This is a genomic window from Terriglobia bacterium, from assembly GCA_020072785.1.
Taxonomy (GTDB): domain Bacteria; phylum Acidobacteriota; class Terriglobia; order Acidiferrales; family UBA7541; genus Acidiferrum.
The window spans coordinates 1,316,893-1,330,090 of record JAIQGG010000002.1 but is presented as its reverse complement, the minus strand read 5'-3'; the positions used below and the strand labels follow the sequence as shown (position 1 = coordinate 1,330,090).

The window sequence follows — 13,198 nt, the reverse complement described above, 5'->3', positions numbered from 1 at the left end:
CCTGCTTCCCGCTGCCGCTCCGCGTCACTTGCGTCCCACAAAGCGCAGCCGCGCCGTAAACGACCGACTCTGCCCGCCCGCGAACAGCAAATAATTCGGCGCGCTGATGTTGTTCACCACCGTATCAGGATTCTCCCGCCCCAGCACATTCACCGCGGAAATCCGCGCCGCCCAGTAGTAGCCGCGGAACTGGAAGCGCTTCTCGATGCCCAGATTCAAACTGGCGTAATCCGGGTAACGCTGCGCATTGGCCGCCCCCGCGAGTTGCTGGTAAGCATCCACGCTGCTGAAGGGATAGCCCGTCCGATACTCGAAGAAGTAGCTCAGGAACAGCCCCCAGAAGCGCGTCTGCGCCCAGCCCCAGCTGAGCAGCCGGTTCGGCGCGTCCCATGCCACGGGCCCGGATTGCTGCGCGGCAAATTGCAGCGCGCCCAGCGCCGGATCCAGCACGGCGCTCGAGTGCGCGCGCGACCTCGTGTAGCTGGCGAAAAGCTCCGCCTTCTGGGCAAAGGCATGGCGCGCGGAAAACGCCGCGGCACGATAACGGTCGCGCCGCGTGTTCTGCAGCACAAAGAGCGTGCCGGGCTGCCCGGGCTGCTGCGTTTCATACATCAGGCCATCGCGGCCATTGCGCGCGAGCAATTCCACGCCCAGCAAGGTACCCGTCCCGATCTTCTGTTGCCAGCCGGCGCTGGCGCTCGCAAAGCGCGGCTGTGTCAGCCCGCCCACCGGCAGTACAAACCGGCTCGCCGCCGGCCCAGCTACTGCCACCTGTCCGCTCGCGTCGTAAAAAGTATCCACCTGCGCCTGATCGCTGGCCTGCCCGAGCAGCGCGAGATCCAGCGGCGCATTCGTCACGCTCCAGCCCAGCGAAAGCTTTGCCGTGTCTTCCCGCAGCGGCAGAATGTTGACGGCCACGTGCGACCCGGCCATGGCGTGCTGCACGAGGCGGTCCCAATCTGCGCGCACGCCGCCCTGCAGGATCAGCCGCCGCGTAACCGCCCAGGTGTCCTGCACGTAGCCGCCAACCTGCGTATTGGAAAGCCGCCACGCAGAGTATCCGCTGAACGTGCTGCGCCGTGCCAGCGTTCCGTCGCCGCGCCACACCTCCACTTCGCCGCGCGTCGCCGCTTGCGACACCGCCAGCGCGTTCCCGTTGAAGCCCGCCGCTACTTCGTGCGTCCCGTGCCAGCGCCGCGCAGGCGCCGTCACGCTGCCTATCACTTGCAGCCGCCTCCCGCGCCGCCGCAGCCGCTCGAAATAGTTGCCGGAGGCGCCTCCCGGCGTCAGGACGTACGCTGCGCTGCCCTGCGGCACGCGCTCCAGAACTCCGCTGTCCGCGGCCATCCCCAGCGTCACCAGCGCGGCGTGCAGCCAGATTTGATCCTTCACCGCGACGAACAAGCGCCGGCGCTCGCCATCCAGCGTCGTGGACAGTGGATCGAACGCGTCCAGTCCCAGGTGCGTGTCGCTTTCGCGGTCGTAGAGATAGCTCGCGGAAAGAATCTGCCGCGCCGTGAGGTTCCACTGCAGCCGCAGCAGGCTCTGCCCGGCCCACTGCGATGTCGTGTCCGCCCCGGGCGGCTGCTGCTTCACCAGCGTAAAGGTGTGCTGCAGACTCAGCGCCTCCGAAAACCATGCCCGGCCCCGCGCCAGCGGCCCAGAAAATTGAAACCGCGGATACCAGTTGCCGAGGTGCCACCCGCGCTCCACGTGAATCCCGGGGACGAAGTTCGTCGTCCCGAACCGCCAGCGGTCGTCTCCGGAGATCGTATCCAGGCTCAGGATGCCAGCTCCAGGATGCGAGTAGCCACTGCCGAACCGCCCGGCCTGCACCTCCGCCGAGCGCACGGCATCCACATTGAACCGCGCGCTCAACCCGCCCGTCGCCGGATCGCCGATCTCGAACCCGTCGAGCAGATACTGCGTCTCCCCGGCGCGCGCCCCGGCAACATGGATCGCCCCGCTGTTGTCGCGGAGGATGTCCGGCAAAACCACCAGGCTGTTGAGCAGCGTATGTGTGTTCGGTACCGGAACGTCGCGAATCTCCCGCGCCAGCAGTGCGGCGCGTTGCGCCGTCTCCTGCGGTTCCATGCGGCCCGCAGCGGCGGTGACCTCGACCTTTTCGTGGAGTTCCTGTTCGTGGTTCAGCGTGTAGGAGGCTTCGTTCAGCCCTTCGTGCAACCTGAGCGGCTGCTCCGCCAGGACGAAAAAACCCGGCTTGCGCACGGTGATGTGGCCGTCTCCAGGCGGGAGATGGCTGAGGGAATACCGCCCCAAGTCATCGGTCAGGGTGGTCAGGACTGCCGGTGGCTTCGCGGCCGCTGCCTGCTCGCTGGGCAGTCGCAGCACGACTTCGGCGGCCGAGACCGGCACGCCGTTTTCGTCGCTCACTTCTCCGCGAAGCTCCGCTGTGGTTTGCGCACAGCTTCCGGTGGCGGCACTTAAGAGTGCCAGCAGGGCGACCGGAATCAGCACTCGCCGCACAATTCACACCCCGGGAGACCTTTCGTGCTGCTTCTGCACCTTCCACTATTACTTTCAATTTCAGAATCAGCGCTTGCTGCGGGCCTTTTTGGCCGGCTTTTTAGCTTCAAGTTCTTCTTGAATAGACGCCTGCGCCGCCGCCAGCCGCGCAATCGGCACCCGGAACGGTGACGCGCTTACGTAATCCAGCCCCAGCACGTGGCAGAACTTCACGCTCTCGGCGTCTCCGCCGTGCTCGCCGCAGATCCCCACCTTCAGCTTGGGCCGCGCTGTGCGTCCCTCCTTCACCGCCCAGCGCATCAGCAGCCCCACACCGGCGGTATCCAGTGTCTGGAAGGGGTCGGCGGCGAAGATCCCGGCCTTCTTCTCGTCCACGTAGTCGGGCAGGAAGCGCCCCGCATCATCGCGGGAGAGTCCCATGGTGGTCTGCGTCAGGTCGTTGGTGCCAAAGGAGAAAAATTCCGCGACCTGGGCGATGCCGTTCGCCAGCAGCGCCGCGCGCGGCAGTTCGATCATCGTGCCCACGGCGTAGGGCAGCTTCACCTTGGCCTTGGCGATGAGCGCCTCGGCCACGCGCCGCGTGCCCTGCTCGAGAATGCGCATCTCCTTCTCGTCCAGCGTGAGCGGATGCATGATCTCCGGTATCACTTTAATTCCTTCGCGCTGGCATTCGATGGCCGCCTCGATGATCGCCCGCACCTGCATCTCCAGTATTTCCGGATAGGTGATGGCCAGCCGGCAGCCGCGGTGTCCCAGCATGGGATTGGCTTCGTGCAATTGCTCGACGCGCCGGGCCACGTGCTCCACGGTGATCCCCAGCTTCTTAGCCAGCTCCTCCTGCTTGTCCCGCTCGTGCGGCAGGAACTCATGCAGCGGAGGATCCAGCAGGCGGATGGTCACCGGGTAGCCGTCCATGGCTTTGAAGATGCCGATGAAGTCCCGCCGCTGGAACGGCAGCAGCTTCCCCAGCGCTTTCTCGCGCGCTTCCCGGGTCTCCGCCAGGATCATCTCCTGGATCGCCAGTTGCCGCTCGTGGCTCTTCTCCGGCTGCTCGAAGTCGGTGAAGAACATGTGCTCGGTGCGGCACAGCCCGATGCCCTCGGCGCCCATCTCCCGGGCCTTGCGCGCGTCCTGCGGCGTGTCGGCGTTGGTGCGCACGCGCATCCGGCGCAGTTCATCCGCCCACTTCATGAGCGTGGCGTAAGCCGCTGGAAGCGTCGGCGTGCCCAGCGGCAGTTGCCCCTGGTAAACAATGCCCTCGCTGCCATCCAGCGTGATCCAGTCGCCCTCGCGGATGACCCGCCCGTTCACCTGCATCTGGTGGGCGTTGTAATCGATGTCCAGCGCCTCGCAGCCCACCACGCAGCACTTGCCCCAGCCCCGCGCCACCACCGCGGCATGGCTGGTCTTTCCGCCCGTGGCCGTCAGAATCCCCTGAGCCACGGCCATGCCCCCGACGTCCTCGGGACTCGTCTCGCGCCGCACCAGGATGACCTTCTCTCCGCGCTCGGCCCACTCTTCCGCGGTATGCGCCGAAAGGACCACTTTGCCGACCGCGGCGCCGGGCACGGCATTGATCCCATGCGCCAGGGTTTTCGCCGCCAAACCGTCGGTCTCCGAGTTGGCTTTGATCACCGGATAGAACAGCCGCTCGATATCCGCCGGCTGGATGCGTTGCACGGCGTCTTCCTTGCGGATCAGCTTTTCCTGGACCATGTCCACGGCCATGCAGAACGCCGCCGCCGGGGTGCGCTTGCCGGTGCGCGTCTGCAGCATGTACAGTTTGCCGGCCTCGACGGTGAACTCCATGTCCTGCATGTCACGGTAATGGCGTTCCAGTTTCGCGCGAACTTTTTCGAGCTGCGCGTACACCGCGGGCATGCGCTTGGCCATTTCCGTCAGCGGCATGGGCGTGCGAATGCCCGCCACCACGTCCTCCCCCTGCGCATTCACCAGGTAATCCCCGTAGAAAATTTTCTCGCCCGAGGAGGGGTCGCGTGTGAAGCAAACGCCGGTGCCGGAATTTTCGCCGATATTGCCGAAGACCATCTGGACTACGCTCACGGCCGTACCCAACAGGCCGGTGATGTGCTCCACACGGCGATAGGTCACCGCCTTCTCCGCCATCCACGATCCGAAGACCGCGCCGATGGCGCCCCACAGCTGTTCCTGCGGATCCTCCGGAAACGGCGAGCTGGTCTTCTCCTGGAAGTACTCCTTATAGTCGCGGATCAGATCTTTCCAGCCCGCGGCGCTGACCTGCGTATCTTCCTTCACGCCCAGACGCTGTTTCATCGCGCGCAGGCGTTCTTCCAGGTGTTCTTTGGGCAGGCCGGTCACCACCGTGGAATACATCTGCACAAGCCGGCGGTAGGCATCATAGGCGAAGCGCTCGTTGCCGGTGGCTCCGGCCAGGCCCTGGACCGAGCGGTCATTGAGCCCCAGGTTGAGGATGGTTTCCATCATGCCCGGCATGGAGCGCGCCGAGCCGGAGCGCACGCTGACCAGCAGCGGATTCTTCGAATCGCCGAGCTTTTTGCCGGTGATGCGTTCCAGCCGCGCCAGCGCTTTGGTGACTTCCAGGCGCAGTCCGGGAGGATGTTTGCGGCCGTTCTTGTAAAAGTGGTCGCAGGCTTCGGTGGAGATGGTGAAGCCCGCGGGAACCGGCAAGCCGATGCGCGTCATCGCGGCGAGCCCCGCGCCCTTTCCGCCGAGCAAGTCCTTCCACTCGCCTCTACCTTCTGCTTTACCTGCTCCAAAAAAATAGACCCATTTCTTCACGATGCACCTCGTTCTTCATTCCCGGCGAATCGCTGCCGAAGAAACCTGTTTTGAAGATCGCTTCCTGTTTGCGCTATCAGTCGGCATGCCGACATTCGGAGCTACGACTTTTTAAGTAACTTCAAGTATTACTTTCAATTAGTCTCAGCGCGTTTCTTCTCCGCCCAACTCCGAGAAATCGGCGATGGTGGTGAATTCCTTGAGCAGCTCTGCCAGCAGCGCCAGCCGATTGCGGCGCACCGCTTCCTGTTCCGCCATCACCATCACATCCACGAAGAAACGGTCCACCGCTTTGCGCAGACCCGCGATTACCTCCAGGGCCTCGCGGTACTGCCCGGCCCGCTTGTGCACCTTCACGCGCGCCGCCGCCTCGCGCACCGCGGTATACAGTTCGCGCTCCGCCTCCAGTTCGAAAAGATCCGGCTGCAGGGCATGCCCCTTTTCCTTCGCGTCCGCCTTTTCCAGAATCTTGCGGATGCGCTTGAAGGAGACCGCCAGGGGTTCGAAGTTGCGCGTCTTGCGGATGGCGCACAGCGCATCCAGGCGGTGGTGCGCATCCACCAGGTCGTCGGCGCCCGCGCGGAAAACCGCGTTCACTTCGTCGTAGGCCAAGCCCAGCTTTTCGCGGAAGACGAAGCGCGCGCGGTCGAGAATGAACTCCAGAATCTGCGCTTCCTGCTCGGGAGCGACCGCCAGCTTCGGCGGGTTGGCGTGCAAGGCCCGCGTCGCCGCGCCCAGCGCCTGGGCGAGCGAGAGCGTCAGCTTGCGCTCCAGGATGATCTTGACGATGCCCTGCGCGGCGCGGCGCAGCGCGTAGGGATCGCTCGAGCCCGTGGGAATAATGCCCACGGCGAAGCAGCCGGTCACGCTGTCCAGCTTATCGGCGAGCGCCACGGCGCAGCCCGTCAGATTGCCGGGGATGGGATCGTCGAGTCCCACGGGGCGGTAGTGGTCATAGACCGCGTCGGCCACTTCGGGAGCTTCGCCCTGCGCGCGTGCGTACAGGCCGCCCACGATGCCCTGCAGCTCCGTGAACTCCTTGGTCATTTCCGTAGCCAGGTCGCACTTGGAGAGTTCCGCCGCGCGGTCCGCGTCCGGCACATGCGCCTGCTTCAGGCCCAGGTTGTACCATTGCTCGGCCAGCCAGCGGGCGATGGCCCGCATGCGTTCGACTTTGTCGCGGTAACTGCCCAGCCGCGATTCATAGGTGACGCGCTCGAGCTTCGGCAGATAGTCGGCGAGCCGACATTTCTGATCCGACTCCCAGAAAAAGCGGGCATCCGCAAAGCGCGCGCGCAGTACGCGCTCATGCCCCGCGCGCACCAGTCCCTTGGGATCCTTGGGCAGATTGATCACTGCCAGGAAATGCGGCGCCAGCTCCCCGTTGCGCTTCTCCACGGCGAAATATTTCTGATGCCCGCGCATCACCGTAACCAGAATCTCGTCCGGCAGGTCCAGAAATGCCGGATCGAAATCGCCCTGCAGGACCGACGGGCACTCGTTCAGATACGTCACCAGATGGAGCAGTTCCGGATCCTCGTGCAGCCGCCCGCCGGATTTCCGGATGAGCGCGGCGATCTCTTTTTCGATCTTGGCCCGGCGCGCTTCAGGCCGCAGCAGAACGCCATTCGCGCGCAGCTTAGCTTCGTAGTCGCGGAAATTCTTTACCTGCAAATTGGGGCGCCCGAGGAAGCGGTGGCCCTGTGTGCGGTCGCCGCTGCTTACGTCGCCATAGCTGAAGCGCAACGGCTTGCCGTCGAAGACGGCCACGATCCAGCGGATGGGCCGGATGAAGCGCACCCCGGAAAGCCCCGTCCAGGTCATGGAGCGCGGCCAGGAGAGATCGTGAATCACGCGCGGCAGGAACTCGGCGAGGATCTTCTCCGCCGAGCGTCCGGGGATGACCTGCCTTGCGGCAAGATATTCGCCCTTGGGCGTGGAGACGAACTGAATCTTGTGCAGGGGGATGCCCTGCTTTTCGGCGAAGCTGACCGCGGCGCGTGTCGGCGCGCCGACAGAGTCGTAGGCCACCGATTTCGGCGGGCCGGTCACCTCTTTCACGGCATCGGCTTGCTTTACGCGCAAGCCATACACCAAGCCCGTCAGGCGCCGCGGCGCCGCATACGCCGCGACGCTCGCTCCCTCCAGGAGGTTTTCCGCCTCCAGTGTCTTCTCCAGGAGGGCGCGCAACTCCACTTCCGCCCGCGGCAGCATTCCCGCGGGAATCTCTTCGCACCCGATTTCAAACAGCAACTCCGCGCGCCGGTCCAGGGCCTTTTTCATGCGCGCACCTCGGCCGCGGGGATGCTTTCTTCCCCGTTCCTCTGCTGTACGAAATACTCTGCGGTGCGGCAGGCCAGCGTGCGCACCCGGGCCATCAGTGCGGCCCGCTCGGTCGTGGAAATTACCCCGCGCGCATCGAGCTGGTTGAACAGGTGCGAACACTTCAGGCAGAGATCGTAGGCGGCCACCAGCGGATAGCGCTCCCGCGCCGGCCCCTTGGTCCGCTCAAACCCATCCAGGAGTCCCTTGGCCTCCTTCTCGTGGATCTCGAATTCGGAGCGAATGGCCTGCGCGTCGCTGCGTTCGAAGCTATACACGGAAAGCTGCTGCTCTTCCCGCAATCGAATCTCCCCGTAGCTGCGGTCCTCGGACCAGCGCAGATCGTAGACGCTCTCCACCCCTTGCAGGAAGGATGCGATGCGCTCGAGCCCATAGGTCAGTTCCACGGAGATGGGATCCAGATCCACTCCCCCGCACTGCTGGAAATAAGTGAACTGCGTGATCTCCAGGCCATCGAGCAGCACCTGCCAGCCGATGCCCCAGGCCCCCAGCGTGGGCGACTCCCAGTTGTCTTCTTCAAAGCGAATGTCGTGCTCGGCCAGGCGAATGCCGATGGCCTCCAGACTCTTTAGATACACGTCCTGTACGTCCGCCGGCGAAGGCTTCAGGACAATTTGAAACTGCAGATGCTTGTAGAGGCGGTTGGGATTTTCGCCGTAGCGACCGTCGGCGGGCCGACGGCTCGGCTGCACGTAGGCCACGCGATAAGGGGCCGCTCCGAGAACGCGCAGAAAAGTTTCCGGATGCATGGTGCCGGCGCCCACTTCCACGTCGTACGGCTGCTGCAGCACGCAGCCGCGCTTCACCCAGAATTGGGAGAGCGTGAGAATCAGATCCTGAACGGTGAGTCCCTGTTTTTTCTTCTCAAGTTTTACTTTAGTTTTCACGCCGTCTCCAAGAGTCCCCGGGTAATCAATTTTCGTTCCGTGTGATGCTCGATCCAATCGAGAGCGGCTTCGCGCAATTCCTCCGCCAGCGCAACCGGGACCGTGGTGTCTTCGATCTTGTCTAAACGCTCACTCTTCAAAATCTCGGCAATCTTGCGCGCCGCGGGCGAGAGCGAACGCATCCCGGGCCGCCGGCAATCCTCGCACAACAGCCCTGGGCTCCAGGAAGCATGATACCCCTGGCGCGAGCCGAGTACGCCGCCGCACTTCCCGCAGCGATCGAGAGGCGGAAGCCAGCCGCCCAGCTTCACCGTCCAGAAAGCGAAATAGCAGACGGGAAGCCGCCAATCCTTGCGCCGTTCAATTTCTCCCGCCGCCAGGAGAATCAGCCGGAACATGGCCTCCGCCGGCTCGCGCTCCGGCAAGACCATCTCGGTGATCTCGCTGATCATCGCCAGCCCGGTCGCCAGCGAGTACTCGCTCTGCGCCGCGTGAAACGACTCCAGCAGGTCGCATTGCTGGATGCGCACCAGATCGCGCGTCTCGCGCTCGATGTAATCCATCTGCACGTGCGCCAGCAGCTCCAGCGTCGAGCCATAGCGGTTCTTGAGCCGCCGCGCACCGGAAGCCACGCCGCGCATCCGGCCACTGGACCGGGAGAGAAAACTCACCAAGCGGTCGGCCTCGCCCAGAGGAAATGTCTTGAGGATGATCGCTTCCGTTTCCAGAGCAGGCATATCGCTGTCGGCGCGCCGACTCGCGCTTGCACGGAGCAGAAGAGCCGGCAAAGCATCGTCGAAGCGGGCTCTTGTTTACTTACCATACCCGCCACGCAGGCGCAATGTTTGCTTCAACCGGAAACACAAAAAAATCGGCCACTTGCGCGTTTCCCTTCGCCGCAACCACTTCCCGCGCAGCGCCATCGAGCGGCTCCGGCGTTCTGTTAACCGCCAAGTTTCCGCAAAATAATTATCGGACACGGCCGTCCCTTCCCGGAGGGCTTCCCAAACAGAGCCGCTTCCGCTACATTCCTCGAGTCCCGGACATACGGCATGTTCATCCCACTCAAAGACCTGAATCCACGCCGCGGCGTGCCGTTCGTGACGGTGCTGCTGATCCTTTGCAATGTGGCGGTATTTGCCTACCAAGCCTCACTCACGGAGCATGCTCAGAAAGTCCTGGCTTTTGCCTACGGCACGGTTCCGAACCGCTTCCCTGCTTTGCTGGCCGGGCACGGAGAGTGGACAACGGCGCTGCTGCCGCTGGTGACCAGCATGTTTCTGCACGGAAGTGTGCTGCACCTCGCGGGGAATATGCTTTTTTTGTGGGTCTTCGGCGATAACGTCGAGGACTACTTCGGGCACTTCGCGTATCTGCTGTTTTATTTTGTCTGCGGAATCGCGGCGGGTCTCCTGCATGTGGTCACGAACCTGCATTCCGTGCTTCCCGCGCTGGGGGCCAGCGGGGCGATCTCCGGGGTGATGGGGGCATACCTGGTGCTGTACCCGAGGTCGCGGATACTGACGCTGGTGTTCATTTTCCTGGTGCCGATTCCGGCGGTGATCATTCTGGGATGGTGGTTCGTGCTGCAGTTTCTGAGCGGGATGAGCACGCTGGGGATGCGCACGGCGGGAGGAGTGGCCTGGTGGGCGCACGTGGGCGGCTTCCTGATGGGCATGGCGCTGACGATCGGTGCGCGGCGGAGATAAGCGGAAGAAGAAAAAGAATTAACGCAGAGACGCAGAGGGCGCAGAGAAGAAAGCCGAAGATTTCGCACGCTGGAATTCAGCTTAAACAAACACTTTAACTCTCTACGACGCATTTTTTGCCACATATTCCGCCAGCCAGTCGCCAACGGCGGCGGTCTGAAGCTCGCCGCCAAGATCCGGAGTCACCCGGTTCACCTGCAGGGCGGCGCGGACGGCATCCTTCAGAAGCGCAGCTTCCTTTTCCCAGCCGAGGAAATCGAGCATCATGCCGGAGGTGAGGACGGAGCCGAGGGGGTTGGCGATGCCCTTCCCGGCGATGTTGGGGGCAGAGCCGTGGACGGGTTCGAAGAGTGAAGTGGCGCCGGGGTGGATATTGCCGGAGGGGGCCAGGCCCAGGCCGCCGGCGAGCTGCGCGCCGAGGTCGCTGACAATGTCGCCGAAAAGGTTGCAGGTGACGATGACATCGAACTGGCTGGGGTCGCGGACAATCTCCATGGCCAGGGTATCTATGTACAGGTGGCGGGATTCGATCTCCGGGTACTCCTGGCGGATGAGCTTGAAGACGCGCTGCCAGAGGCCGTGGGCGAAGGTCATGGCGTTGGATTTGTCGCTCATGCACAGACGCTTGAGGTGGTGCTGGCGGGCGTACTCGAAGGCGTAGCGGATGATGCGTTCGACGCCCTTGCGGGTGTTCATGTCCTCCTGGACGGCGACCTCGTCGGGGGTGCCCTTCTTGAAGATGCCGCCGACGCCGACGTAGAGGCCCTCGGTGTTTTCGCGGAAGACGATGAGGCGGATGTCGCGCGCGGTGCGGTTGCGGAGCGGGGTGAGGCGGTCGTGGAGGAGTTCGACGGGGCGGGCGTTGACGTAGAGATCGAGCTGGAAGCGCAGGCCGAGGAGGATGTCGGCGGCGTGCTGATTGGAGGGCACGCGGGGATCGCCGAGGGCGCCGAAGAGGATGGCATCGAATTCGTCGCGGAGCATCTCGATGGCGCCTGGGGGCAGGGTGACGCCTTCGCGGAGAAACTTCTCGGCGCCCCAGTCGAGGTCCACGAACTCCATGGGGCGCTTGACGGCGGCGTGCAGGACCTTGACCGATTCGGGGGTCACTTCCCTGCCGATGCCGTCGCCGGGGAGGACCGCGATGCGGGCTGCCGGACCGCCTTTGCGCAGAGGGATGTTGGCCAAGGGGAGAGCCTCCTGAGGTGCGGGAAGTAAACCAGGGCGCACGCTAACATGCGCTCCGGCGGGCGTCAATCGGGGGAAGGAGGGACAGACACCCTCGTTGGGTTGGAGGAAAAAGAGAGGTCCCTCGACTCCCGATGGTCGCTCTCCGACAAGGTGGGAGCAGGCGGGACAGATATCCTTCATCGGATATCTGGCTCCGACAGGGCCGGAGCAAGTAAACAGAATGACCCCCACCCCCTGGTGTTTTTTGTAACTGCAGATTCCAAAGGGTTTTAAGTTCTGTGTTTTGGAACTGCAGATTCTACAAGGGATAGGGGCAGATTTTTTGGAACTGCAGATTACAAAGGAGTTGCTGAGATTCGAGGTTAGGGTGAAGGGTGGAGCGGAACTTGGCGGTGAGTTTCGAACAGTGGATTGGCGTAACACGCACAAAGATAGCAGATGGGTTACGTTATTTCAAGTGATTACTGAGTGGTATTCGAATGGGCTGTGGAAAAGCGCGCGAATGTCGGCTCCACTCTTATCGAGAGCCACCCAAATCCGTCTTAGGGCTTTACGTCTGCGCTACCCGCCTGCTTGAGTGTTTGAGCGATTTGAAAGCGGTTTATTCGCATGGCGAGCGACAACGCTGTTTCTCCTTGCGAGTCCTTAGCTCCCAGATCCGCTCCAGCCGCGATTAAGAGCTCGACAGCTTCCCCGGCGGCGACTTCATCTGCGCCACTCGAAACCGCATCTAATAGAACTGGATTTCCCAGATTGTCTCTTACGTTGACGTCCGCTCCGGCGGATACCAGTTCCTTCACAATTCCGATTTGGATTCCGTTCCACATCGCCCATGCCAAAGCGCTCTGCCCAGACTTATCTCTGGCATTCAGATCTGCCCCGGCAGAGAGGAGTATTCTAACCACATCGGCACGGTCGTGAAGGCCCATGCTAGCGTGCATGAGTGCGGTGTAACCGCGCTGATCGCGGGCATTGACGTCGGCCCCACCAGCAAGAAGTTGCTTCACGCGCGCAATATCACCGCTTTTCGCGGCATCCATCAAGGGAGTTACTTTGGGATCGACGATACGCCAATCAGTGGCTCGATTAAGGCCGGTAACAACCGGCAGAAAAGGGATCTTGTTCTCGAAGAGGTAGCCTTTAGCCTCCACCCATCCAGCCTTCCGGAATTCCCTCTCGACGAGGGGCCTGGCCTGTACCTCGATGAGAAGACAGTAAGGAGCCGTAATAACTCTTAGCAGACCGGATGCGTACGGACACGCGTCAATGCTACGAAATCCAACTGTGGCGTCCCAATCGAAAACGATACCCCCCTGCGACGCGAACTGCCCCAAGAACAACCAGACCAATAACAAAGGCGAGAGAGCGGCTGCAATCCATTTTCTTCTTCGCCCTGGCTTCCCGGCTGTTCTTTGCATGACTCCGTGGTTATTCCTTTCGCGTGGCCCGGACTGCCCGACCGCTGTCCGGGGCGTGGCCACAGCGAGAGGATAGCACTTCTGCACTTCATCGCGGAGTAGTGAGACGGGGTGGGCGTCGATAAGGGCGCAGGGGGATCAAGACGGGCACGGCCCCGGCTGCTGCCCGGGGCGTGCGTGCCGTGCCCCTACGGGATCGGAAGAGAATCCCGCCCTCTGAAGAAGGCGGCTACACAACACGCGCCGGGGCTAGTAGCCCGGAGCGTAGCGACGCACGGCGCACGGATGCCACTTCCGCAAATCATGGGGGAGCACGGGAACGGCGCGGCACGTGGTCCGGATTGGCCTTCACTATCAGAATGATTTTGCTTTCCCTACTTCC

8 protein-coding genes are annotated in these 13,198 nt (G+C 63.0%); 1 reads left to right on the top strand and 7 read right to left on the bottom strand.

Going from position 1 to position 13,198, the window contains the following annotated elements:
• Positions 1–24 precede the first annotated feature (24 nt).
• The 5 genes from LAN61_09010 to recO form a co-directional block, all read right to left on the bottom strand.
• Entirely contained in the window at positions 25–2,394 is a 2,370-nt protein-coding gene (locus LAN61_09010; GenBank protein ID MBZ5540642.1) for a hypothetical protein, read from the bottom strand.
• A gap of 159 nt (positions 2,395–2,553) precedes the next feature.
• Positions 2,554–5,271 (bottom strand): pyruvate, phosphate dikinase, encoded by a 2,718-nt coding sequence (ppdK, locus tag LAN61_09005; protein MBZ5540641.1) that lies wholly within the window; start codon positions 5,269–5,271, stop codon positions 2,554–2,556.
• 141 nt (positions 5,272–5,412) lie between these two features.
• Positions 5,413–7,551, bottom strand: coding sequence for a glycine--tRNA ligase subunit beta (gene glyS, locus LAN61_09000; GenBank protein MBZ5540640.1), 2,139 nt, complete (start codon positions 7,549–7,551; stop codon positions 5,413–5,415).
• On the bottom strand, positions 7,548–8,498 hold the full coding sequence (locus LAN61_08995; GenBank protein ID MBZ5540639.1) for a glycine--tRNA ligase subunit alpha: 951 nt from the start codon (positions 8,496–8,498) through the stop codon (positions 7,548–7,550). The genes glyS and LAN61_08995 overlap by 4 nt, the downstream gene beginning before the upstream one ends.
• A complete protein-coding gene (gene recO, locus LAN61_08990) occupies positions 8,495–9,235 on the bottom strand; it encodes a DNA repair protein RecO (protein MBZ5540638.1) in 741 nt (246 codons plus the stop codon). Before recO ends, LAN61_08995 begins: the two co-directional genes overlap by 4 nt.
• A gap of 315 nt (positions 9,236–9,550) precedes the next feature.
• Between recO and LAN61_08985 the strand changes: the two genes are divergently transcribed.
• A complete protein-coding gene (locus LAN61_08985; protein MBZ5540637.1) occupies positions 9,551–10,207 on the top strand; it encodes a rhomboid family intramembrane serine protease in 657 nt (218 codons plus the stop codon).
• A gap of 102 nt (positions 10,208–10,309) precedes the next feature.
• Here LAN61_08985 and LAN61_08980 read toward each other — a convergent pair whose 3' ends face one another.
• Positions 10,310–11,578, bottom strand: a complete 1,269-nt coding sequence (locus tag LAN61_08980) for an isocitrate/isopropylmalate dehydrogenase family protein (GenBank protein MBZ5540636.1) — start codon at positions 11,576–11,578, stop codon at positions 10,310–10,312.
• 362 nt (positions 11,579–11,940) lie between these two features.
• Entirely contained in the window at positions 11,941–12,549 is a 609-nt protein-coding gene (locus LAN61_08975) for an ankyrin repeat domain-containing protein (protein MBZ5540635.1), read from the bottom strand.
• Positions 12,550–13,198: the final 649 nt, after the last annotated feature.

What these genes read in the sequence shown, in the direction of transcription:
- LAN61_08985 (MBZ5540637.1), top strand. Translation starts at nt 9,551, where the DNA reads ATGTTCATCCCACTCAAAGACCTGAATCCACGCCGCGGCGTGCCGTTC.
- glyS (MBZ5540640.1), bottom strand. Translation starts at nt 7,551, where the DNA reads ATGAAAAAGGCCCTGGACCGGCGCGCGGAGTTGCTGTTTGAAATCGGG.
- LAN61_08980 (MBZ5540636.1), bottom strand. Translation starts at nt 11,578, where the DNA reads ATGAAGGATATCTGTCCCGCCTGCTCCCACCTTGTCGGAGAGCGACCA.
- recO (MBZ5540638.1), bottom strand. Translation starts at nt 9,235, where the DNA reads ATGCCTGCTCTGGAAACGGAAGCGATCATCCTCAAGACATTTCCTCTG.